Here is a 25740-nt window from a genome sequence, read left to right on the forward strand (position 1 = left end):
AGTGATTTATTGGACTGTAATTATTATTAATAATTTATTAATAATTAAAATTTGTAACTAATGTTTGTTTTATTAGTTGGTTTTTTATTCAATAAACTGAACAGTTCACGATTAAACTTGCAAAATCCAATCAAGGTTAGTATTATGGCGAGTAATAATAGCACAAGTCTAATTATTAAAATTTAATATTTAAATTTAATAATTAAATTATCATGTTTGAATTTATCTAGTTAAACTCATGATCACATGAAAAATTTGTCTTGTAATACAATATCATTTTGTTGCAATGATATTTGGACTTATGATGCGATTTTTGTAAATATTTTAATTTTATTTAGATGTAATATAGTGAAAAAATTATGAAAACAATTTCTTTAAAACTAAATACTGCTACCCAAACCGTTGCTGAATATACAATCATTACCCAAGACGGCTCACCAACCGTTATTCAAGCATCCAATAAGGTCAATTATGAATTGATCGATCAAGCGACAGGTCGTGGTCCTGAGCGCATCCTTACAAAACGCGTTGGGCAGGACTTGCATATCAGCTTTGAGAATAATGCTGACGAAGCTGATTTAATCATTGAAGATTTCTACAATAATCTTGATAGCGCTTTGATCGGTTTGGCAGAAAGTGGCGACTACCATTACTACATTTCTGAAAGTGGAGAAGTGGCTGATTTTGTTACGCGTCTTGAATTAAATGATATAGAAGGTCAAATTCTAGGCGATGATAGCTTAGTGGCTCCATGGTGGATTGAGGCTGGTCAAGCAGGGCGAGGCGCTTTGCCTTGGTTGGCTGGGCTGGCGACAGCAAGAGTGATTGGCGCTGCTTCTAACAATAGTGGCTCTAAAGATAACAAAAATTATACTGAGAATAATCAAGATCTGATCGAAGCCGAAAAATCGCTACAAACAGCCAAGCAAGCTAAGCAGAAATTGGATGCTGAGATTGCTAAAGCCATAGGGGAAGATGGCGCGATTACTCCAGCTGAAAAAGCACAATTGGATGCCTTAAAATCTGAACTTGACCAAAATATTAAGATTGCTCAGAAACAGATTGATAATATTGCGAATGTAAATGAAAAAGCCAACTTACAAGAGCAGCTTGATGGCTTGGCAACTGAGTTACCGACCGTCAACGATCGAAACGACAACGACAAGATCGACACCCAAGAGGTGGCTGATGCCACCAAGTTGGTTGAAGCCGCCGAAGCGGCTGCCCAAGCCGCCCAACAAGCAGCACAAACCGGTGATGCGGTCAGCCAAGCAGAGCACGATGCCATCGTTGACGCCAATCAAGCGCTTGAAACAGCCAAACAAGCTGCCCAACAGGCCATCAATGCGTTGGGTGAGCTTGATCAGGCCACCGATCTGACAGCGCGCTTAAACAAGTTAGCGTCACAACCGGTGCCGACCGTCAACGATCGAAACGACAACGACAAGATCGACACCCAAGAGGTGGCTGATGCCACCAAGTTGGTTGAAGCCGCCGAAGCGGCTGCCCAAGCCGCCCAACAAGCAGCACAAACCGGTGATGCGGTCAGCCAAGCAGAGCACGATGCCATCGTTGACGCCAATCAAGCGCTTGAAACAGCCAAACAAGCTGCCCAACAGGCCATCAATGCGTTGGGTGAGCTTGATCAGGCCACCGATCTGACAGCGCGCTTAAACAAGTTAGCGTCACAACCGGTGCCGACCGTCAACGATCGAAACGACAACGACAAGATCGACACCCAAGAGGTGGCTGATGCCACCAAGTTGGTTGAAGCCGCCGAAGCGGCTGCCCAAGCCGCCCAACAAGCAGCACAAACCGGTGATGCGGTCAGCCAAGCAGAGCACGATGCCATCGTTGACGCCAATCAAGCGCTTGAAACAGCCAAACAAGCTGCCCAACAGGCCATCAATGCGTTGGGTGAGCTTGATCAGGCCACCGATCTGACAGCGCGCTTAAACAAGTTAGCGTCACAACCGGTGCCGACCGTCAACGATCGAAACGACAACGACAAGATCGACACCCAAGAGGTGGCTGATGCCACCAAGTTGGTTGAAGCCGCCGAAGCGGCTGCCCAAGCCGCCCAACAAGCAGCACAAACCGGTGATGCGGTCAGCCAAGCAGAGCACGATGCCATCGTTGACGCCAATCAAGCGCTTGAAACAGCCAAACAAGCTGCCCAACAGGCCATCAATGCGTTGGGTGAGCTTGATCAGGCCACCGATCTGACAGCGCGCTTAAACAAGTTAGCGTCACAACCGGTGCCGACCGTCAACGATCGAAACGACAACGACAAGATCGACACCCAAGAGGTGGCTGATGCCACCAAGTTGGTTGAAGCCGCCGAAGCGGCTGCCCAAGCCGCCCAACAAGCAGCACAAACCGGTGATGCGGTCAACCAAGCAGAGCACGATGCCATCGTTGACGCCAATCAAGCGCTTGAAACAGCCAAACAAGCTGCCCAACAGGCCATCAATGCGTTGGGTGAGCTTGATCAGGCCACCGATCTGACAGCGCGCTTAAACAAGTTAGCGTCACAACCGGTGCCGACCGTCAACGATCGAAACGACAACGACAAGATCGACACCCAAGAGGTGGCTGATGCCACCAAGTTGGTTGAAGCCGCCGAAGCGGCTGCCCAAGCCGCCCAACAAGCAGCACAAACCGGTGATGCGGTCAACCAAGCAGAGCACGATGCCATCGTTGACGCCAATCAAGCGCTTGAAACAGCCAAACAAGCTGCCCAACAGGCCATCAATGCGTTGGGTGAGCTTGATCAGGCCACCGATCTGACAGCGCGCTTAAACAAGTTAGCGTCACAACCGGTGCCGACCGTCAACGATCGAAACGACAACGACAAGATCGACACCCAAGAGGTGGCTGATGCCACCAAGTTGGTTGAAGCCGCCGAAGCGGCTGCCCAAGCCGCCCAACAAGCAGCACAAACCGGTGATGCGGTCAGCCAAGCAGAGCACGATGCCATCGTTGACGCCAATCAAGCGCTTGAAACAGCCAAACAAGCTGCCCAACAGGCCATCAATGCGTTGGGTGAGCTTGATCAGGCCACCGATCTGACAGCGCGCTTAAACAAGTTAGCGTCACAACCGGTGCCGACCGTCAACGATCGAAACGACAACGACAAGATCGACACCCAAGAGGTGGCTGATGCCACCAAGTTGGTTGAAGCCGCCGAAGCGGCTGCCCAAGCCGCCCAACAAGCAGCACAAACCGGTGATGCGGTCAGCCAAGCAGAGCACGATGCCATCGTTGACGCCAATCAAGCGCTTGAAACAGCCAAACAAGCTGCCCAACAGGCCATCAATGCGTTGGGTGAGCTTGATCAGGCCACCGATCTGACAGCGCGCTTAAACAAGTTAGCGTCACAACCGGTGCCGACCGTCAACGATCGAAACGACAACGACAAGATCGACACCCAAGAGGTGGCTGATGCCACCAAGTTGGTTGAAGCCGCCGAAGCGGCTGCCCAAGCCGCCCAACAAGCAGCACAAACCGGTGATGCGGTCAACCAAGCAGAGCACGATGCCATCGTTGACGCCAATCAAGCGCTTGAAACAGCCAAACAAGCTGCCCAACAGGCCATCAATGCGTTGGGTGAGCTTGATCAGGCCACCGATCTGACAGCGCGCTTAAACAAGTTAGCGTCACAACCGGTGCCGACCGTCAACGATCGAAACGACAACGACAAGATCGACACCCAAGAGGTGGCTGATGCCACCAAGTTGGTTGAAGCCGCCGAAGCGGCTGCCCAAGCCGCCCAACAAGCAGCACAAACCGGTGATGCGGTCAGCCAAGCAGAGCACGATGCCATCGTTGACGCCAATCAAGCGCTTGAAACAGCCAAACAAGCTGCCCAACAGGCCATCAATGCGTTGGGTGAGCTTGATCAGGCCACCGATCTGACAGCGCGCTTAAACAAGTTAGCGTCACAACCGGTGCCGACCGTCAACGATCGAAACGACAACGACAAGATCGACACCCAAGAGGTGGCTGATGCCACCAAGTTGGTTGAAGCCGCCGAAGCGGCTGCCCAAGCCGCCCAACAAGCAGCACAAACCGGTGATGCGGTCAACCAAGCAGAGCACGATGCCATCGTTGACGCCAATCAAGCGCTTGAAACAGCCAAACAAGCTGCCCAACAGGCCATCAATGCGTTGGGTGAGCTTGATCAGGCCACCGATCTGACAGCGCGCTTAAACAAGTTAGCGTCACAACCGGTGCCGACCGTCAACGATCGAAACGACAACGACAAGATCGACACCCAAGAGGTGGCTGATGCCACCAAGTTGGTTGAAGCCGCCGAAGCGGCTGCCCAAGCCGCCCAACAAGCAGCACAAACCGGTGATGCGGTCAGCCAAGCAGAGCACGATGCCATCGTTGACGCCAATCAAGCGCTTGAAACAGCCAAACAAGCTGCCCAACAGGCCATCAATGCGTTGGGTGAGCTTGATCAGGCCACCGATCTGACAGCGCGCTTAAACAAGTTAGCGTCACAACCGGTGCCGACCGTCAACGATCGAAACGACAACGACAAGATCGACACCCAAGAGGTGGCTGATGCCACCAAGTTGGTTGAAGCCGCCGAAGCGGCTGCCCAAGCCGCCCAACAAGCAGCACAAACCGGTGATGCGGTCAGCCAAGCAGAGCACGATGCCATCGTTGACGCCAATCAAGCGCTTGAAACAGCCAAACAAGCTGCCCAACAGGCCATCAATGCGTTGGGTGAGCTTGATCAGGCCACCGATCTGACAGCGCGCTTAAACAAGTTAGCGTCACAACCGGTGCCGACCGTCAACGATCGAAACGACAACGACAAGATCGACACCCAAGAGGTGGCTGATGCCACCAAGTTGGTTGAAGCCGCCGAAGCGGCTGCCCAAGCCGCCCAACAAGCAGCACAAACCGGTGATGCGGTCAGCCAAGCAGAGCACGATGCCATCGTTGACGCCAATCAAGCGCTTGAAACAGCCAAACAAGCTGCCCAACAGGCCATCAATGCGTTGGGTGAGCTTGATCAGGCCACCGATCTGACAGCGCGCTTAAACAAGTTAGCGTCACAACCGGTGCCGACCGTCAACGATCGAAACGACAACGACAAGATCGACACCCAAGAGGTGGCTGATGCCACCAAGTTGGTTGAAGCCGCCGAAGCGGCTGCCCAAGCCGCCCAACAAGCAGCACAAACCGGTGATGCGGTCAGCCAAGCAGAGCACGATGCCATCGTTGACGCCAATCAAGCGCTTGAAACAGCCAAACAAGCTGCCCAACAGGCCATCAATGCGTTGGGTGAGCTTGATCAGGCCACCGATCTGACAGCGCGCTTAAACAAGTTAGCGTCACAACCGGTGCCGACCGTCAACGATCGAAACGACAACGACAAGATCGACACCCAAGAGGTGGCTGATGCCACCAAGTTGGTTGAAGCCGCCGAAGCGGCTGCCCAAGCCGCCCAACAAGCAGCACAAACCGGTGATGCGGTCAGCCAAGCAGAGCACGATGCCATCGTTGACGCCAATCAAGCGCTTGAAACAGCCAAACAAGCTGCCCAACAGGCCATCAATGCGTTGGGTGAGCTTGATCAGGCCACCGATCTGACAGCGCGCTTAAACAAGTTAGCGTCACAACCGGTGCCGACCGTCAACGATCGAAACGACAACGACAAGATCGACACCCAAGAGGTGGCTGATGCCACCAAGTTGGTTGAAGCCGCCGAAGCGGCTGCCCAAGCCGCCCAACAAGCAGCACAAACCGGTGATGCGGTCAACCAAGCAGAGCACGATGCCATCGTTGACGCCAATCAAGCGCTTGAAACAGCCAAACAAGCTGCCCAACAGGCCATCAATGCGTTGGGTGAGCTTGATCAGGCCACCGATCTGACAGCGCGCTTAAACAAGTTAGCGTCACAACCGGTGCCGACCGTCAACGATCGAAACGACAACGACAAGATCGACACCCAAGAGGTGGCTGATGCCACCAAGTTGGTTGAAGCCGCCGAAGCGGCTGCCCAAGCCGCCCAACAAGCAGCACAAACCGGTGATGCGGTCAACCAAGCAGAGCACGATGCCATCGTTGACGCCAATCAAGCGCTTGAAACAGCCAAACAAGCTGCCCAACAGGCCATCAATGCGTTGGGTGAGCTTGATCAGGCCACCGATCTGACAGCGCGCTTAAACAAGTTAGCGTCACAACCGGTGCCGACCGTCAACGATCGAAACGACAACGACAAGATCGACACCCAAGAGGTGGCTGATGCCACCAAGTTGGTTGAAGCCGCCGAAGCGGCTGCCCAAGCCGCCCAACAAGCAGCACAAACCGGTGATGCGGTCAACCAAGCAGAGCACGATGCCATCGTTGACGCCAATCAAGCGCTTGAAACAGCCAAACAAGCTGCCCAACAGGCCATCAATGCGTTGGGTGAGCTTGATCAGGCCACCGATCTGACAGCGCGCTTAAACAAGTTAGCGTCACAACCGGTGCCGACCGTCAACGATCGAAACGACAACGACAAGATCGACACCCAAGAGGTGGCTGATGCCACCAAGTTGGTTGAAGCCGCCGAAGCGGCTGCCCAAGCCGCCCAACAAGCAGCACAAACCGGTGATGCGGTCAGCCAAGCAGAGCACGATGCCATCGTTGACGCCAATCAAGCGCTTGAAACAGCCAAACAAGCTGCCCAACAGGCCATCAATGCGTTGGGTGAGCTTGATCAGGCCACCGATCTGACAGCGCGCTTAAACAAGTTAGCGTCACAACCGGTGCCGACCGTCAACGATCGAAACGACAACGACAAGATCGACACCCAAGAGGTGGCTGATGCCACCAAGTTGGTTGAAGCCGCCGAAGCGGCTGCCCAAGCCGCCCAACAAGCAGCACAAACCGGTGATGCGGTCAGCCAAGCAGAGCACGATGCCATCGTTGACGCCAATCAAGCGCTTGAAACAGCCAAACAAGCTGCCCAACAGGCCATCAATGCGTTGGGTGAGCTTGATCAGGCCACCGATCTGACAGCGCGCTTAAACAAGTTAGCGTCACAACCGGTGCCGACCGTCAACGATCGAAACGACAACGACAAGATCGACACCCAAGAGGTGGCTGATGCCACCAAGTTGGTTGAAGCCGCCGAAGCGGCTGCCCAAGCCGCCCAACAAGCAGCACAAACCGGTGATGCGGTCAGCCAAGCAGAGCACGATGCCATCGTTGACGCCAATCAAGCGCTTGAAACAGCCAAACAAGCTGCCCAACAGGCCATCAATGCGTTGGGTGAGCTTGATCAGGCCACCGATCTGACAGCGCGCTTAAACAAGTTAGCGTCACAACCGGTGCCGACCGTCAACGATCGAAACGACAACGACAAGATCGACACCCAAGAGGTGGCTGATGCCACCAAGTTGGTTGAAGCCGCCGAAGCGGCTGCCCAAGCCGCCCAACAAGCAGCACAAACCGGTGATGCGGTCAGCCAAGCAGAGCACGATGCCATCGTTGACGCCAATCAAGCGCTTGAAACAGCCAAACAAGCTGCCCAACAGGCCATCAATGCGTTGGGTGAGCTTGATCAGGCCACCGATCTGACAGCGCGCTTAAACAAGTTAGCGTCACAACCGGTGCCGACCGTCAACGATCGAAACGACAACGACAAGATCGACACCCAAGAGGTGGCTGATGCCACCAAGTTGGTTGAAGCCGCCGAAGCGGCTGCCCAAGCCGCCCAACAAGCAGCACAAACCGGTGATGCGGTCAGCCAAGCAGAGCACGATGCCATCGTTGACGCCAATCAAGCGCTTGAAACAGCCAAACAAGCTGCCCAACAGGCCATCAATGCGTTGGGTGAGCTTGATCAGGCCACCGATCTGACAGCGCGCTTAAACAAGTTAGCGTCACAACCGGTGCCGACCGTCAACGATCGAAACGACAACGACAAGATCGACACCCAAGAGGTGGCTGATGCCACCAAGTTGGTTGAAGCCGCCGAAGCGGCTGCCCAAGCCGCCCAACAAGCAGCACAAACCGGTGATGCGGTCAGCCAAGCAGAGCACGATGCCATCGTTGACGCCAATCAAGCGCTTGAAACAGCCAAACAAGCTGCCCAACAGGCCATCAATGCGTTGGGTGAGCTTGATCAGGCCACCGATCTGACAGCGCGCTTAAACAAGTTAGCGTCACAACCGGTGCCGACCGTCAACGATCGAAACGACAACGACAAGATCGACACCCAAGAGGTGGCTGATGCCACCAAGTTGGTTGAAGCCGCCGAAGCGGCTGCCCAAGCCGCCCAACAAGCAGCACAAACCGGTGATGCGGTCAACCAAGCAGAGCACGATGCCATCGTTGACGCCAATCAAGCGCTTGAAACAGCCAAACAAGCTGCCCAACAGGCCATCAATGCGTTGGGTGAGCTTGATCAGGCCACCGATCTGACAGCGCGCTTAAACAAGTTAGCGTCACAACCGGTGCCGACCGTCAACGATCGAAACGACAACGACAAGATCGACACCCAAGAGGTGGCTGATGCCACCAAGTTGGTTGAAGCCGCCGAAGCGGCTGCCCAAGCCGCCCAACAAGCAGCACAAACCGGTGATGCGGTCAACCAAGCAGAGCACGATGCCATCGTTGACGCCAATCAAGCGCTTGAAACAGCCAAACAAGCTGCCCAACAGGCCATCAATGCGTTGGGTGAGCTTGATCAGGCCACCGATCTGACAGCGCGCTTAAACAAGTTAGCGTCACAACCGGTGCCGACCGTCAACGATCGAAACGACAACGACAAGATCGACACCCAAGAGGTGGCTGATGCCACCAAGTTGGTTGAAGCCGCCGAAGCGGCTGCCCAAGCCGCCCAACAAGCAGCACAAACCGGTGATGCGGTCAGCCAAGCAGAGCACGATGCCATCGTTGACGCCAATCAAGCGCTTGAAACAGCCAAACAAGCTGCCCAACAGGCCATCAATGCGTTGGGTGAGCTTGATCAGGCCACCGATCTGACAGCGCGCTTAAACAAGTTAGCGTCACAACCGGTGCCGACCGTCAACGATCGAAACGACAACGACAAGATCGACACCCAAGAGGTGGCTGATGCCACCAAGTTGGTTGAAGCCGCCGAAGCGGCTGCCCAAGCCGCCCAACAAGCAGCACAAACCGGTGATGCGGTCAGCCAAGCAGAGCACGATGCCATCGTTGACGCCAATCAAGCGCTTGAAACAGCCAAACAAGCTGCCCAACAGGCCATCAATGCGTTGGGTGAGCTTGATCAGGCCACCGATCTGACAGCGCGCTTAAACAAGTTAGCGTCACAACCGGTGCCGACCGTCAACGATCGAAACGACAACGACAAGATCGACACCCAAGAGGTGGCTGATGCCACCAAGTTGGTTGAAGCCGCCGAAGCGGCTGCCCAAGCCGCCCAACAAGCAGCACAAACCGGTGATGCGGTCAGCCAAGCAGAGCACGATGCCATCGTTGACGCCAATCAAGCGCTTGAAACAGCCAAACAAGCTGCCCAACAGGCCATCAATGCGTTGGGTGAGCTTGATCAGGCCACCGATCTGACAGCGCGCTTAAACAAGTTAGCGTCACAACCGGTGCCGACCGTCAACGATCGAAACGACAACGACAAGATCGACACCCAAGAGGTGGCTGATGCCACCAAGTTGGTTGAAGCCGCCGAAGCGGCTGCCCAAGCCGCCCAACAAGCAGCACAAACCGGTGATGCGGTCAACCAAGCAGAGCACGATGCCATCGTTGACGCCAATCAAGCGCTTGAAACAGCCAAACAAGCTGCCCAACAGGCCATCAATGCGTTGGGTGAGCTTGATCAGGCCACCGATCTGACAGCGCGCTTAAACAAGTTAGCGTCACAACCGGTGCCGACCGTCAACGATCGAAACGACAACGACAAGATCGACACCCAAGAGGTGGCTGATGCCACCAAGTTGGTTGAAGCCGCCGAAGCGGCTGCCCAAGCCGCCCAACAAGCAGCACAAACCGGTGATGCGGTCAGCCAAGCAGAGCACGATGCCATCGTTGACGCCAATCAAGCGCTTGAAACAGCCAAACAAGCTGCCCAACAGGCCATCAATGCGTTGGGTGAGCTTGATCAGGCCACCGATCTGACAGCGCGCTTAAACAAGTTAGCGTCACAACCGGTGCCGACCGTCAACGATCGAAACGACAACGACAAGATCGACACCCAAGAGGTGGCTGATGCCACCAAGTTGGTTGAAGCCGCCGAAGCGGCTGCCCAAGCCGCCCAACAAGCAGCACAAACCGGTGATGCGGTCAGCCAAGCAGAGCACGATGCCATCGTTGACGCCAATCAAGCGCTTGAAACAGCCAAACAAGCTGCCCAACAGGCCATCAATGCGTTGGGTGAGCTTGATCAGGCCACCGATCTGACAGCGCGCTTAAACAAGTTAGCGTCACAACCGGTGCCGACCGTCAACGATCGAAACGACAACGACAAGATCGACACCCAAGAGGTGGCTGATGCCACCAAGTTGGTTGAAGCCGCCGAAGCGGCTGCCCAAGCCGCCCAACAAGCAGCACAAACCGGTGATGCGGTCAGCCAAGCAGAGCACGATGCCATCGTTGACGCCAATCAAGCGCTTGAAACAGCCAAACAAGCTGCCCAACAGGCCATCAATGCGTTGGGTGAGCTTGATCAGGCCACCGATCTGACAGCGCGCTTAAACAAGTTAGCGTCACAACCGGTGCCGACCGTCAACGATCGAAACGACAACGACAAGATCGACACCCAAGAGGTGGCTGATGCCACCAAGTTGGTTGAAGCCGCCGAAGCGGCTGCCCAAGCCGCCCAACAAGCAGCACAAACCGGTGATGCGGTCAGCCAAGCAGAGCACGATGCCATCGTTGACGCCAATCAAGCGCTTGAAACAGCCAAACAAGCTGCCCAACAGGCCATCAATGCGTTGGGTGAGCTTGATCAGGCCACCGATCTGACAGCGCGCTTAAACAAGTTAGCGTCACAACCGGTGCCGACCGTCAACGATCGAAACGACAACGACAAGATCGACACCCAAGAGGTGGCTGATGCCACCAAGTTGGTTGAAGCCGCCGAAGCGGCTGCCCAAGCCGCCCAACAAGCAGCACAAACCGGTGATGCGGTCAGCCAAGCAGAGCACGATGCCATCGTTGACGCCAATCAAGCGCTTGAAACAGCCAAACAAGCTGCCCAACAGGCCATCAATGCGTTGGGTGAGCTTGATCAGGCCACCGATCTGACAGCGCGCTTAAACAAGTTAGCGTCACAACCGGTGCCGACCGTCAACGATCGAAACGACAACGACAAGATCGACACCCAAGAGGTGGCTGATGCCACCAAGTTGGTTGAAGCCGCCGAAGCGGCTGCCCAAGCCGCCCAACAAGCAGCACAAACCGGTGATGCGGTCAGCCAAGCAGAGCACGATGCCATCGTTGACGCCAATCAAGCGCTTGAAACAGCCAAACAAGCTGCCCAACAGGCCATCAATGCGTTGGGTGAGCTTGATCAGGCCACCGATCTGACAGCGCGCTTAAACAAGTTAGCGTCACAACCGGTGCCGACCGTCAACGATCGAAACGACAACGACAAGATCGACACCCAAGAGGTGGCTGATGCCACCAAGTTGGTTGAAGCCGCCGAAGCGGCTGCCCAAGCCGCCCAACAAGCAGCACAAACCGGTGATGCGGTCAACCAAGCAGAGCACGATGCCATCGTTGACGCCAATCAAGCGCTTGAAACAGCCAAACAAGCTGCCCAACAGGCCATCAATGCGTTGGGTGAGCTTGATCAGGCCACCGATCTGACAGCGCGCTTAAACAAGTTAGCGTCACAACCGGTGCCGACCGTCAACGATCGAAACGACAACGACAAGATCGACACCCAAGAGGTGGCTGATGCCACCAAGTTGGTTGAAGCCGCCGAAGCGGCTGCCCAAGCCGCCCAACAAGCAGCACAAACCGGTGATGCGGTCAGCCAAGCAGAGCACGATGCCATCGTTGACGCCAATCAAGCGCTTGAAACAGCCAAACAAGCTGCCCAACAGGCCATCAATGCGTTGGGTGAGCTTGATCAGGCCACCGATCTGACAGCGCGCTTAAACAAGTTAGCGTCACAACCGGTGCCGACCGTCAACGATCGAAACGACAACGACAAGATCGACACCCAAGAGGTGGCTGATGCCACCAAGTTGGTTGAAGCCGCCGAAGCGGCTGCCCAAGCCGCCCAACAAGCAGCACAAACCGGTGATGCGGTCAGCCAAGCAGAGCACGATGCCATCGTTGACGCCAATCAAGCGCTTGAAACAGCCAAACAAGCTGCCCAACAGGCCATCAATGCGTTGGGTGAGCTTGATCAGGCCACCGATCTGACAGCGCGCTTAAACAAGTTAGCGTCACAACCGGTGCCGACCGTCAACGATCGAAACGACAACGACAAGATCGACACCCAAGAGGTGGCTGATGCCACCAAGTTGGTTGAAGCCGCCGAAGCGGCTGCCCAAGCCGCCCAACAAGCAGCACAAACCGGTGATGCGGTCAGCCAAGCAGAGCACGATGCCATCGTTGACGCCAATCAAGCGCTTGAAACAGCCAAACAAGCTGCCCAACAGGCCATCAATGCGTTGGGTGAGCTTGATCAGGCCACCGATCTGACAGCGCGCTTAAACAAGTTAGCGTCACAACCGGTGCCGACCGTCAACGATCGAAACGACAACGACAAGATCGACACCCAAGAGGTGGCTGATGCCACCAAGTTGGTTGAAGCCGCCGAAGCGGCTGCCCAAGCCGCCCAACAAGCAGCACAAACCGGTGATGCGGTCAGCCAAGCAGAGCACGATGCCATCGTTGACGCCAATCAAGCGCTTGAAACAGCCAAACAAGCTGCCCAACAGGCCATCAATGCGTTGGGTGAGCTTGATCAGGCCACCGATCTGACAGCGCGCTTAAACAAGTTAGCGTCACAACCGGTGCCGACCGTCAACGATCGAAACGACAACGACAAGATCGACACCCAAGAGGTGGCTGATGCCACCAAGTTGGTTGAAGCCGCCGAAGCGGCTGCCCAAGCCGCCCAACAAGCAGCACAAACCGGTGATGCGGTCAGCCAAGCAGAGCACGATGCCATCGTTGACGCCAATCAAGCGCTTGAAACAGCCAAACAAGCTGCCCAACAGGCCATCAATGCGTTGGGTGAGCTTGATCAGGCCACCGATCTGACAGCGCGCTTAAACAAGTTAGCGTCACAACCGGTGCCGACCGTCAACGATCGAAACGACAACGACAAGATCGACACCCAAGAGGTGGCTGATGCCACCAAGTTGGTTGAAGCCGCCGAAGCGGCTGCCCAAGCCGCCCAACAAGCAGCACAAACCGGTGATGCGGTCAGCCAAGCAGAGCACGATGCCATCGTTGACGCCAATCAAGCGCTTGAAACAGCCAAACAAGCTGCCCAACAGGCCATCAATGCGTTGGGTGAGCTTGATCAGGCCACCGATCTGACAGCGCGCTTAAACAAGTTAGCGTCACAACCGGTGCCGACCGTCAACGATCGAAACGACAACGACAAGATCGACACCCAAGAGGTGGCTGATGCCACCAAGTTGGTTGAAGCCGCCGAAGCGGCTGCCCAAGCCGCCCAACAAGCAGCACAAACCGGTGATGCGGTCAGCCAAGCAGAGCACGATGCCATCGTTGACGCCAATCAAGCGCTTGAAACAGCCAAACAAGCTGCCCAACAGGCCATCAATGCGTTGGGTGAGCTTGATCAGGCCACCGATCTGACAGCGCGCTTAAACAAGTTAGCGTCACAACCGGTGCCGACCGTCAACGATCGAAACGACAACGACAAGATCGACACCCAAGAGGTGGCTGATGCCACCAAGTTGGTTGAAGCCGCCGAAGCGGCTGCCCAAGCCGCCCAACAAGCAGCACAAACCGGTGATGCGGTCAGCCAAGCAGAGCACGATGCCATCGTTGACGCCAATCAAGCGCTTGAAACAGCCAAACAAGCTGCCCAACAGGCCATCAATGCGTTGGGTGAGCTTGATCAGGCCACCGATCTGACAGCGCGCTTAAACAAGTTAGCGTCACAACCGGTGCCGACCGTCAACGATCGAAACGACAACGACAAGATCGACACCCAAGAGGTGGCTGATGCCACCAAGTTGGTTGAAGCCGCCGAAGCGGCTGCCCAAGCCGCCCAACAAGCAGCACAAACCGGTGATGCGGTCAACCAAGCAGAGCACGATGCCATCGTTGACGCCAATCAAGCGCTTGAAACAGCCAAACAAGCTGCCCAACAGGCCATCAATGCGTTGGGTGAGCTTGATCAGGCCACCGATCTGACAGCGCGCTTAAACAAGTTAGCGTCACAACCGGTGCCGACCGTCAACGATCGAAACGACAACGACAAGATCGACACCCAAGAGGTGGCTGATGCCACCAAGTTGGTTGAAGCCGCCGAAGCGGCTGCCCAAGCCGCCCAACAAGCAGCACAAACCGGTGATGCGGTCAGCCAAGCAGAGCACGATGCCATCGTTGACGCCAATCAAGCGCTTGAAACAGCCAAACAAGCTGCCCAACAGGCCATCAATGCGTTGGGTGAGCTTGATCAGGCCACCGATCTGACAGCGCGCTTAAACAAGTTAGCGTCACAACCGGTGCCGACCGTCAACGATCGAAACGACAACGACAAGATCGACACCCAAGAGGTGGCTGATGCCACCAAGTTGGTTGAAGCCGCCGAAGCGGCTGCCCAAGCCGCCCAACAAGCAGCACAAACCGGTGATGCGGTCAGCCAAGCAGAGCACGATGCCATCGTTGACGCCAATCAAGCGCTTGAAACAGCCAAACAAGCTGCCCAACAGGCCATCAATGCGTTGGGTGAGCTTGATCAGGCCACCGATCTGACAGCGCGCTTAAACAAGTTAGCGTCACAACCGGTGCCGACCGTCAACGATCGAAACGACAACGACAAGATCGACACCCAAGAGGTGGCTGATGCCACCAAGTTGGTTGAAGCCGCCGAAGCGGCTGCCCAAGCCGCCCAACAAGCAGCACAAACCGGTGATGCGGTCAGCCAAGCAGAGCACGATGCCATCGTTGACGCCAATCAAGCGCTTGAAACAGCCAAACAAGCTGCCCAACAGGCCATCAATGCGTTGGGTGAGCTTGATCAGGCCACCGATCTGACAGCGCGCTTAAACAAGTTAGCGTCACAACCGGTGCCGACCGTCAACGATCGAAACGACAACGACAAGATCGACACCCAAGAGGTGGCTGATGCCACCAAGTTGGTTGAAGCCGCCGAAGCGGCTGCCCAAGCCGCCCAACAAGCAGCACAAACCGGTGATGCGGTCAGCCAAGCAGAGCACGATGCCATCGTTGACGCCAATCAAGCGCTTGAAACAGCCAAACAAGCTGCCCAACAGGCCATCAATGCGTTGGGTGAGCTTGATCAGGCCACCGATCTGACAGCGCGCTTAAACAAGTTAGCGTCACAACCGGTGCCGACCGTCAACGATCGAAACGACAACGACAAGATCGACACCCAAGAGGTGGCTGATGCCACCAAGTTGGTTGAAGCCGCCGAAGCGGCTGCCCAAGCCGCCCAACAAGCAGCACAAACCGGTGATGCGGTCAACCAAGCAGAGCACGATGCCATCGTTGACGCCAATCAAGCGCTTGAAACAGCCAAACAAGCTGCCCAACAGGCCATCAATGCGTTGGGTGAGCTTGATCAGGCCACCGATCTGACAGCGCGCTTAAACAAGTTAGCGTCACAACCGGTGCCGACCGTCAACGATCGAAACGACAACGACAAGATCGACACCCAAGAGGTGGCTGATGCCACCAAGTTGGTTGAAGCCGCCGAAGCGGCTGCCCAAGCCGCCCAACAAGCAGCACAAACCGGTGATGCGGTCAACCAAGCAGAGCACGATGCCATCGTTGACGCCAATCAAGCGCTTGAAACAGCCAAACAAGCTGCCCAACAGGCCATCAATGCGTTGGGTGAGCTTGATCAGGCCACCGATCTGACAGCGCGCTTAAACAAGTTAGCGTCACAACCGGTGCCGACCGTCAACGATCGAAACGACAACGACAAGATCGACACCCAAGAGGTGGCTGATGCCACCAAGTTGGTTGAAGCCGCCGAAGCGGCTGCCCAAGCCGCCCAACAAGCAGCACAAACCGGTGATGCGGTCAGCCAAGCAGAGCACGATGCCATCGTTGACGCCAATCAAGCGCTTGAAACAGCCAAACAAGCTGCCCAACAGGCCATCAATGCGTTGGGTGAGCTTGATCAGGCCACCGATCTGACAGCGCGCTTAAACAAGTTAGCGTCACAACCGGTGCCGACCGTCAACGATCGAAACGACAACGACAAGATCGACACCCAAGAGGTGGCTGATGCCACCAAGTTGGTTGAAGCCGCCGAAGCGGCTGCCCAAGCCGCCCAACAAGCAGCACAAACCGGTGATGCGGTCAGCCAAGCAGAGCACGATGCCATCGTTGACGCCAATCAAGCGCTTGAAACAGCCAAACAAGCTGCCCAACAGGCCATCAATGCGTTGGGTGAGCTTGATCAGGCCACCGATCTGACAGCGCGCTTAAACAAGTTAGCGTCACAACCGGTGCCGACCGTCAACGATCGAAACGACAACGACATCGTCGATACGTTTGAAAAAGCCATAATTGATGAAATTTTGAGATATATTACAATTGGTCAAACTGCTCAAAAAAGTGCTCAAGCACATTTTGAAAAAATGTGGAGTGATGGCATTATCAGTCAAGATGAGACCCTATATATAGTGAAGCGTAATGTTGCAATTAAAGCTGCGACCGATGGTGCTAATGTTTTGCTTAAGCAGCTACCCGATAATGCTGAGAGTAATGGTGAGACCAAACAAAGCTTGCAAGAGAAAGTTAATGCTATTAATACGGTTGAAATACCTAAAGTCAATGACATTAATAATGATCGTAAGCTTGATACGCCTAAGGTGATATCACTTACCATTGATGCAGATAAAAATGCTAATAGACGCTTGGATTCACCTGAATGGTTAGCTTCAAAAGGCAAGACAAGCGTAACCATTAATTTGAGCAATGATGTGGGCCCTGGTGATCGCATTAGTTATCAAGTTGGTTCATCTGATATCGTTTCACGCAAATTGAGTTTAGATGAGATTGAAACTAAGAGAATTGTGATTTCCAATGTTGCCTTACCTGACCAAGAAGGTGGTGTACTGAAGGTTTGGGCGCACATTGATGTTAGCGATCGAACAGGTGTTAAGCTTGATAAACAGCCCATAGAGACCTCTATCATGTATGATATGGTGTCTAGCGCACCTGTTGGAAAAGATCAATTAGTGGAAACTATAGAGGATAGTGCATATCAATTTAGCCGTAATAGCTTTACTCTTGGTATGACTGATCCCATGGATTTTTATCCAAATAACTTTACAGGTATCACTATCGATTCTTTGGTGACTAGTGGCGAGTTATTCTTGGATAAAAATGGCGATGGTGTATTCAATCATACTGATACCCTTGTGCGTATTGGAGATGTCATTGCCTCTAGTGATTTAGCACAATTGACATATATCAGTGGTCAAAACTTTTCGGGTAAAGATTCATTTACCTTTAAAGTAATGGATGATGGCATCACCTCAAATGGTGGTTCTAATATTGCAGACAAAGCTAACACTATGTATATCAACATCAGCCCAAAAGTCGAAGCGAATACTAGCTTTACAATAGGCTCAAAGCTAATCAATGATGGCTCAGGTCAGGCTAATCCTAAAGGCACAGGTTGGTGGCAGACTGCGTATCAAATCACTCCTAAAGGCACACGTATAGAAAGTCAGGGTATCAAAGATCATGCTAAGATTGAAGACATTATTGAATCTTTCTTGCGAGGATCTGATACGCCTGTCAGAAATGAACAAGTGATGAGTGTAGAGCCGCAGTTATCGGGCTATAATTTTAATGCTAATAATTTTACAGTAACAAAAACTGGAGGTAATGCCAGCCTAAGCGATCTTGCCAAAAAACATTCTATTAATTCAGCGGGTGTTGAATCAGGTCAGGGTCAAAAGACCTCTGGTTTAGTTTACCTTAAAGAAGGTCAAACAGTAGTGTTTAGATATTTTGCTGATGATCATTTCCAAATTAATTTGGGGGGTAAGGTTGTAGTGCAAGACAAAGAGGCGTGGAATGGTACTCAGTCGAATGGCTACTTAGTTCAAGAATCTGGTTATTATACTGTAGAGATGTTTGTATATAATCGAACTAACGGAAACGGAACAGGTCAAGTTGGTGCTCAAGTTGTTGAGATGTCATTAGATAATGGCAGGACTTTTAAGAAAATCAGTACTGAGAATTTTGATTTATATAAGAATGCTGTCGACTTATTCAGTGACAACCACTTTATTAATCCTAAATTCAAACAAGCTGAGGGAGCAACAAATGACGGATACTATACTGCGCATCAATATACCAACATTGGTTATATTGACAATAAGACTCAAAAATCCAATGCCATTCAGTTGTCATTTAGTGTGCAATCAAATGATCGAGACGGTAGCGAGCAACTGGCTAATATGAAATTGTCCTTTGATAAAATAATCAATAAAGGCGTTGTATTATCCGATGGACTCCTATCCTATACTTTCAAAGGTAATGTGGGCGAAGAGATTGATGTTATGGGTTGGAATTTGGACAATCTAACTTTGGGTGCAGGAGTTAATGCTGGTGCTTATCAAGCGATCCTTAAAACTACCTGGCAAGACAGTGCCGAGCTTTATGATTGGAATGCTCAAACGCATTCCGTGATCGGTTCTAAAGATGTCATCGACACCAAAGAGATGCGCGACGCTTTTGATGTCAAGATTTATAACCCAGTCATTGATTTGGGGAATCGTGGCAATGAGATACAAATCACGTTGCAGGACTTGATAGACAATACCAGTTTAAATAAGCTATATATTACAGGTGGTAAAAGCGACACAGTTGACTTGGGTCGTAATGGCACACTGGGTAATCCTAGCAGTGGAGAATTATTTAAAGATTCTGAAAAATCAGGTTCTTGGCGTAAAGGTGTAGTGATTACAGATGAGTTTGGTGTTAAGTTCGATACTTATACGCATGATAACAATCGAGATGAAATCTTATATATCCAACAAGGTATTACAGTAATATAAACAATATTATTGAGTTATTTTTTGGGATAGTTTAATAAGATGAAATAAAAAATCGCTCATTATGGATAATGGGCGGTTTTTTATTAAGTTTTTAATTTGCAGCAAATATCATGTCAAGCATTAACCAACTGGCAATCACAGTTGGTTAGCAACGTTTATGTTTTGCTTGAGTGCTTTTAAGCTCTACTTTCATTCTGTCTAGTTCTTTCTTTATTTTATAAGTAATAAAAGAAAGAATGTAAATAATAAAAGCCATTAATATTAAAAGTTTCATGATATTATTCGCCTTGTTTTGATCAATATGATCATTATTTGCTTTTAGCTGTCTAGCGAAACAAGTAATATAACCAATAGTAACTAAAAAGTATCTTGATTTAAGCTTGAGTGATGCGTAGCAACAGATCTTTTAAGCACCGTTTGCTAATTTGTTCTCTTGCAAGCAAATTGTCGCGCCAAAGTTGGCTTGGAGATACTCTAAAAGATCAGCCGATTGATGATGGTGATTTTCGCATCAACCGCACTGTTAGACTTTGGCTTTCCTATCGAAAATCGCCAAAATGTATATATATGAGCATCTGATTGATTGTTAATTTTAATATAATGGGTTAAAGCGCAATCGCTATTTAATCTCATCCCAATACGGATCATCACCAAGCTCATCAATGATAAAATCAATAAACGAGCGGCAGCGCTGCGATAAGTGTCGATTTTGGGGATAGACCGCATAGGCGTTCAAGGAAGGTAGTTCATAGTCAGTCATCACAGGGATTAGTGCGCCTGATGCGATGGTTTGATAGGTCAAAAAGGTCGGCAAAAAAGCAATGCCATAACCTTTGCACGCCATCTTGACCAAAAAATCGCCATTATTTGCCTTAATTTTTGAGCTAAAGTCAAGGTGATGAGTTTGCCCATGCCGATCCATCAGCTGTAGGCTGCTTTGTTTGCCCAAGCCGTATTGCAAAAATTCATGCTGACCAAGCTCATCAATGGTTTTGGGCATGCCATGCTCTTGGATATAGGCGGGGCTTGCACACAGGACATAGCGGATCTGAGTCAAGCGCCTGGCTTGATAGCTTGAGTTTTTAAGCTCACCAATACGAATCGCCAGCTCATAGCCTTCTTCGACCAAATCCACATGACGATCCGAAAAATCCAGCTCAAAATCCAAATAGGGGTGGCGTTTGGCATAATTATCAATGATATCGCTCAGATGCATCAAGCCAAATGATAATGGCGTGGTGATTCTGAGCGTACCTTCGATGCGGGCTTTGATGCCGCTGATTTGCTCATTTAAAATTTCTACATCGCCCAAAATATTGCGTGCTTGATCATAATAATGCCGACCTTGATCCGTCAGCGCCGAGCTGCGCGTATTACGGCTGATGAGCTGAACATTCAGGCGGCTTTCTAAGTCCTTGAGCCGCCGACTGAGTGCTGATTTTGCCATATTAAGCTGCTCTGAAGCCTTGGTAATGCTGCCTGCTTCGACGATGCGCACAAACAGCGCCATATCTTCTAATTGACCCATGTTGATACCCGATTTTGATGCTTAATTGATCCAAAAAAACTGCGCTAAATTTTATTGTTCTAAAATTAGCAACTATAATTTGCAAATATGGGGGTTTACACAGCTTTAATCAACAATTAAAATACGCCCCACAACATTCAATCATTATATAAAACTTTTTAAGGAATTCATTATGAATCAAGTACAAAACTTCAGCGCACCGATCGGTCGTCTATTGTTGGTTGCCATCTTTATCTACTCAGGTATCGGCAAAATCAGCGGCTATGAAGCCACTCAAGGCTACATGGAGATGATGGGCGTACCAGGCATCATGTTACCACTGGTGATCATTTTAGAAGTATTGGGCGGTATCGCGATTTTGGTGGGCTTTAAGGCACGCTGGGTTGCGTTACTATTCGCAGGCTTTAGCATCCTATCGGCACTAATCTTCCACCCATTTGGCGATCCTGAGCAACAAAATGACTTCATGAAAAATATTGCGATGGCAGGTGGCTTTTTGATGATCTTTGCGCACGGTCCTGGAGCGTTTTCATTTGATGAAGGCAAAGATGGTACTCGTCTACAGCATCATAACAGAGTTTAATCTTGGTATGCATCACGCCATCTGATGGTTGGATTGGCGTGATCAGCCTAACTGGATGAACTGTGTCAAAGGTTTGCTTATTGGTTGAATGTGCGTGTCACAGGATTGATAAGCAAGCCTTTTTATTTTTTTGGGTATTGATGGCATAGTTTAGATTATTGGTAACGCCAAAGCATCTGTAAACTGTGCTTTTTGTGATAAGGTCTCTTGGTTGCATTTTGTAGCAAATATCGCTTCAAAAGCATGTTAGAATAAGGTTTTTGATTTTATTTGATAAAAATTTTGGAGATCTTATGACAAAACCAGTGAAGCTTTCGGTAATTATTGGTAGTCTGCGCAAAAATTCAATCAATCGAATTTTTGCCAATTATATCAGTCAGCAGCTGCCTGATCATGTCACTGTTGAGGAGATCGTCATTCATGATCTGCCGCTGTATAACCAAGATTATGATCAACAATCCATCGAAAGCTATGATCGAGTGCGTCAGCAGATCCAAGCATCTGATGCTATTTTGATTGTCACGCCAGAGCATAATCGCACGTTGCCTGCGGCACTTAAAAATGTCATCGATATCGCTTCACGCCCACACGGTCAAAGTGTCTGGCCTGCCAAAAAAGTCGCTGTGGTGACAGCAGTACCAGGCACTTATGGTGGCAGAGAGTGTGGCATCGATGTGCGAAAAGTGATGCAGTCACTGTCCGCCAAAGTCATGATCACGCCTGAAGTGTATCTTAGCCGTGCCACCGAAAGCATCGAAGAAGGGCAGGTGACAAGCGACAGAACCAAAGAGTTTTTGGATGCATTTGCTGAAGCATTGGTTGAATTTATAGGGGGATAACATGAGTCAAAACGTCGAAGACAGTAAAGACGAAAGTAAAAAAATTGTAAAGCCAAGTGGGGGGTTTTGGAAGCGCTATGAAGCGTCGATTTTATTGACCTTGGTTGGTGGTGCGATTGATACCATTGGTTTTATTGCGCTGCTTGGCTTTTTTACCAACCACGTCACAGGAAACTTGGTGATGGCAGGCGCAGGCATTGTCAAAAGCGGCGATGACTTGTGGATTAAGCTTGGGGCTTTGCCAGTATTTATCTTGACTGTGGTGCTCACCAAACGCTATATCGCCGTCAGACCAGCGGATAAGCCCATCTTAAGCGAGCTTTTATTTGCCGAAGTGCTGTTTTTGAGCGCATTTATGGCGGCAGCGCTGATCTTAGGTCCGTTTGAAGTGCGCGGTGCGTGGGAAGTAGGTATTACAGGATTTTTAGGTTTGATGGCGTTTGCGATTCGTAATACCGCGGGCAAAACCATCATGGGCAAAGTGCGCCCAACGTTATTGATGACAGGTAACACCACGCAGCTTGGGATTGATTTGTCGGATTATATTTTTAACCGCACGCAGTGTAATATGGAAAGCCTAAAATACAGCGCGGCGGTGGTGTTTACCTTTGCGTTTGGTGCGCTGATCGGTACACTTTTATATTTGGCGATTGATTTTTGGTCTATTGGACCGTTCATTTTGCCAGTACTGTATTTGGCATTCAAAGCGCGCGACAAAGACTATCTATCTTGATGACTTGATGGTCAGCCAGTTTTGGGTTTAAGGACGCCATTTGGTGTCCTTTTATTCATAAATTATTAATATTAACTAATCAATAAACCCTCAATTATTACCAAATTCTTAAAGGGCATACAAAGCCCAACGCTCATAAAGATGGCGCATACAAAAATTACAAAGCGCTTACTAAAAGTTCACCAAACTAATAAAGTGAATCCCAAGAACGGTGTTATCCTAAACCCAGTATCAACTGTTAATCACTTTTAGATCGCTATTCATGGACTTGGATCAGTCTAAAAATGCTTAACAACAAATTCATTCAATGAGCACATTGATACTGGGGAAATTGAGCTCATTACGATAACTCATCAAAGGATAATGTTATGTTTAAATCTAAAAAACCAGACCTAAAAACGGACGACAATCTATATAATCGCCTTTCGGTAGATGACGCAGTCGTTTTATTTGTTGACCATCAAACTGGTCTGCAGACTCTATGCCGTGATATGCCAGCCAACGAATTTAAAAATAACGTACTTGCTTTGGCTAAAATCACCAAATATTTCAATTTACCAGCCATTATGACCACAAGCTTTGAAGAAGGTCCAAACGGTCCGCTATTCCCAGAGCTTAAAGAAATGTTCAAAGATGCTGATTATATCGCACGCCCTGGTCAAATTAACGCTTGGGATAACGAAGACTTTGTTAAAGCCATTAAAAAAACTGGTCGTAAGCAGCTAGTCATTGCAGGTATCGTGACTGAAGTGTGCGTTGCATTCCCAGTATTATCTGCGCTTAAGCAAGGTTATGAAGTGTTTGTAATCACTGATGCTTCAGGTACATTCAATGACATCAGCCGTAATGCCGCTTGGCTACGCATGCAGCAAGAAGGCGCGCAGCTACTGACTTGGTTTGCGATGGCAAATGAACTACGCCGAGACTGGCGCGAAGACATGGAAGGCTACACACAGCTATTCTATGAAATCAGCACCGAGTATTCACCGCTTATCGATAGTTATAATGCTGTTAAAGATGCGAAATAAGCATCAAATTAAAATTTTAAATTTTAATTAAATTATAACATTCATTTAACCATGGTTTGGGTAAGGTAGTTACCCAAACCATACTTTTTTCTAAGCATCCTTCAGATTATAATACCCTTTGAATTACATTTTATAAAACCCCATAATCATGGTGAATGACGGTGCGACAATGGCTGATAAAATGGTTGATAAATTATCCTTGATGATCATTGGTGTGATGCTGTCATTGGTCATGACGGTCATGCCAAGTCATGCCACAACTGCCAAGCTATTATCAAACACTCAAGAAAAACCCGCCGAGATTCCCGTGGATAGCTTCGGGCGTGAGACGCCACGGGGCACGGTGCAAGGGCTTTTGCGCGCGATCGCGTCAGAAGACTACGAGCTTGCCGCCAACTATTTGGACGGACGATATTTGGCAAGTACCAAAACGCCCAACCGTGAAGTTGTTGAACATTTGGTGATCGCACTGGATGCAGGGGGTAAGCTGTATCAAGACCTGCAAATTAGTGGCGTCAGCGAGGGTGATCTGTCTGATAATCTGCCAAGCGATATTGATAAAGTCGGCGAGCTTCGGCTGATGAACGACAACATCGATATTCTGCTCAATCGGCGTGTAAGCGAAGATGGGACGGTGTTTTGGCAAGTGTCATCGCAGACTTTGGCGGCATTACCCGAGAAGACCATCCACGCCCAAACACTGTCAGAGCGACTCAAATTATCGCAGCCAGGCACGCATAGCCAAACCAAGCATTGGCTTGAATTGGTGTCTCTTGGCATCTTGGTGATTGGGCTATATTTGGCGATCAATTTGGTGGTGTGGGTGCTGTATTGGGTGAGTAAGTGGCTGTACATCACCATCCGTAAAAAGCGATTTCGGATTACGCCTAGCGTGATCATGCCGCTGTCTTTGGTGTTTTTGGCGATGATCTTGCCTGAGGTGATGGTGCGCGTGGGCGTGCCTCTGACACTGCGCAGCTCCTTTGGCCGCATCAAGGATATTGTGGCTTGGGGTGCAACGGCTTGGCTGATGCTACGCTTGCTTGACAGCGTATTTCGCCGTGCCGAAGCCAATTCAGTCAAGCGCGGGCGTCCCGAACAGGTTTCGATTTTAAATCTACTCAGAAAAGTTGCCAAAGCCTTTATGGTGATCTTGGCGATCATTTTGATTTTTGGAAATCTTGGATTTGATTTGACCACAGGGATCGCAGCCTTAGGTGTCGGTGGTTTGGCACTTGCATTTGGCGCCCAAAAAACCATCGAAAATCTCATTGGTTCGGTCGTCGTGGTCGCTGACCGACCTGTCCATGTGGGCGATTATTGTAAATTTGGTACCTATGAAGGCACAGTAATTGACATTGGCATCCGCTCAACGCGTATTCGCACGCTTAATCGTACCGTGGTTACCGTACCAAATGGCGAGTTTTCATCATTACAAATTGAGAACTTTACCGCAAGGGATATGTTTTATTTTTTGCATAATTTATTTATCAAGCGCACAGCGAGCCTGGCGGAAATTGAGCGCGCGGTGGCTGATTTGCAAGCGTTCTTGGCAGCGCATCGATTGACGAATTATGAATGGAATCAAGTTTGGATCAAAGAGCTGCGCCAAGACTGCTATGTGATTGAGATGCGTGCTTATATCGATGCTGATGGTGCGCAGGATTTTTATGCCAAGCAAACCTTGCTGATTTTGGAAGTTTTAAAATTTTTGGAGGATTATCACATTGAGCATGCCATGCCATCGCAAGCCATCACCATCACCAAAAATGATGACCCCAATCCGCCTAAGACATGATAAAATACCCCGTTTCACTTTTA

The 25740-nt window shown here is 50.6% G+C and carries 7 protein-coding genes; 6 read left to right on the top strand and 1 reads right to left on the bottom strand.

Translation table 11 applies throughout. From position 1 onward, the window contains the following. Positions 1–359: 359 nt before the first annotated feature. The gene (locus U0021_RS08530) at positions 360–19208 is read left to right on the top strand and encodes a GA-like domain-containing protein (protein ID WP_327037463.1); all 18849 of its coding nucleotides are present in this window, start codon (positions 360–362) and stop codon (positions 19206–19208) included. 619 nt (positions 19209–19827) lie between these two features. Here U0021_RS08530 and U0021_RS08535 read toward each other — a convergent pair. Next, entirely contained in the window at positions 19828–20736 is a 909-nt protein-coding gene (locus U0021_RS08535) for a LysR family transcriptional regulator (protein ID WP_114800429.1), read from the bottom strand. Between the two features lie 172 nt (positions 20737–20908). Here U0021_RS08535 and U0021_RS08540 point away from each other — a divergent pair, with 172 nt between their 5' ends. From U0021_RS08540 to U0021_RS08560, 5 genes are all read left to right on the top strand, one after another. Next, positions 20909–21319 carry a DoxX family protein gene (locus U0021_RS08540; protein WP_078256456.1) on the top strand — a complete coding sequence of 137 codons (411 nt, stop codon included), beginning with the start codon at positions 20909–20911 and terminating at the stop codon, positions 21317–21319. A 293-nt stretch (positions 21320–21612) separates the two neighbouring features. Then, entirely contained in the window at positions 21613–22158 is a 546-nt protein-coding gene (locus U0021_RS08545; RefSeq protein WP_114800430.1) for an NADPH-dependent FMN reductase, read from the top strand. Between the two features lies 1 nt (position 22159). After that, positions 22160–22891, top strand: a complete 732-nt coding sequence (locus U0021_RS08550; protein ID WP_078256454.1) for a YoaK family protein — start codon at positions 22160–22162, stop codon at positions 22889–22891. A gap of 368 nt (positions 22892–23259) precedes the next feature. Then, positions 23260–23919 (top strand): isochorismate family cysteine hydrolase YcaC, encoded by a 660-nt coding sequence (gene ycaC, locus U0021_RS08555; protein WP_078256453.1) that lies wholly within the window; start codon positions 23260–23262, stop codon positions 23917–23919. A 169-nt stretch (positions 23920–24088) separates the two neighbouring features. After that, positions 24089–25717, top strand: a complete 1629-nt coding sequence (locus tag U0021_RS08560) for a mechanosensitive ion channel family protein (protein WP_114800470.1) — start codon at positions 24089–24091, stop codon at positions 25715–25717. The last annotated feature ends 23 nt before the right edge of the window (positions 25718–25740 follow it).

It is taken from the genome of Moraxella canis (genome assembly GCF_034424565.1).
Lineage (GTDB): Bacteria > Pseudomonadota > Gammaproteobacteria > Pseudomonadales > Moraxellaceae > Moraxella > Moraxella canis.

What these genes read in the sequence shown, in the direction of transcription:
- U0021_RS08550 (WP_078256454.1), top strand. Translation starts at nt 22,160, where the DNA reads ATGAGTCAAAACGTCGAAGACAGTAAAGACGAAAGTAAAAAAATTGTA.
- ycaC (WP_078256453.1), top strand. Translation starts at nt 23,260, where the DNA reads ATGTTTAAATCTAAAAAACCAGACCTAAAAACGGACGACAATCTATAT.
- U0021_RS08535 (WP_114800429.1), bottom strand. Translation starts at nt 20,736, where the DNA reads ATGGGTCAATTAGAAGATATGGCGCTGTTTGTGCGCATCGTCGAAGCA.
- U0021_RS08530 (WP_327037463.1), top strand. Translation starts at nt 360, where the DNA reads ATGAAAACAATTTCTTTAAAACTAAATACTGCTACCCAAACCGTTGCT.
- U0021_RS08545 (WP_114800430.1), top strand. Translation starts at nt 21,613, where the DNA reads ATGACAAAACCAGTGAAGCTTTCGGTAATTATTGGTAGTCTGCGCAAA.
- U0021_RS08560 (WP_114800470.1), top strand. Translation starts at nt 24,089, where the DNA reads ATGGCTGATAAAATGGTTGATAAATTATCCTTGATGATCATTGGTGTG.
- U0021_RS08540 (WP_078256456.1), top strand. Translation starts at nt 20,909, where the DNA reads ATGAATCAAGTACAAAACTTCAGCGCACCGATCGGTCGTCTATTGTTG.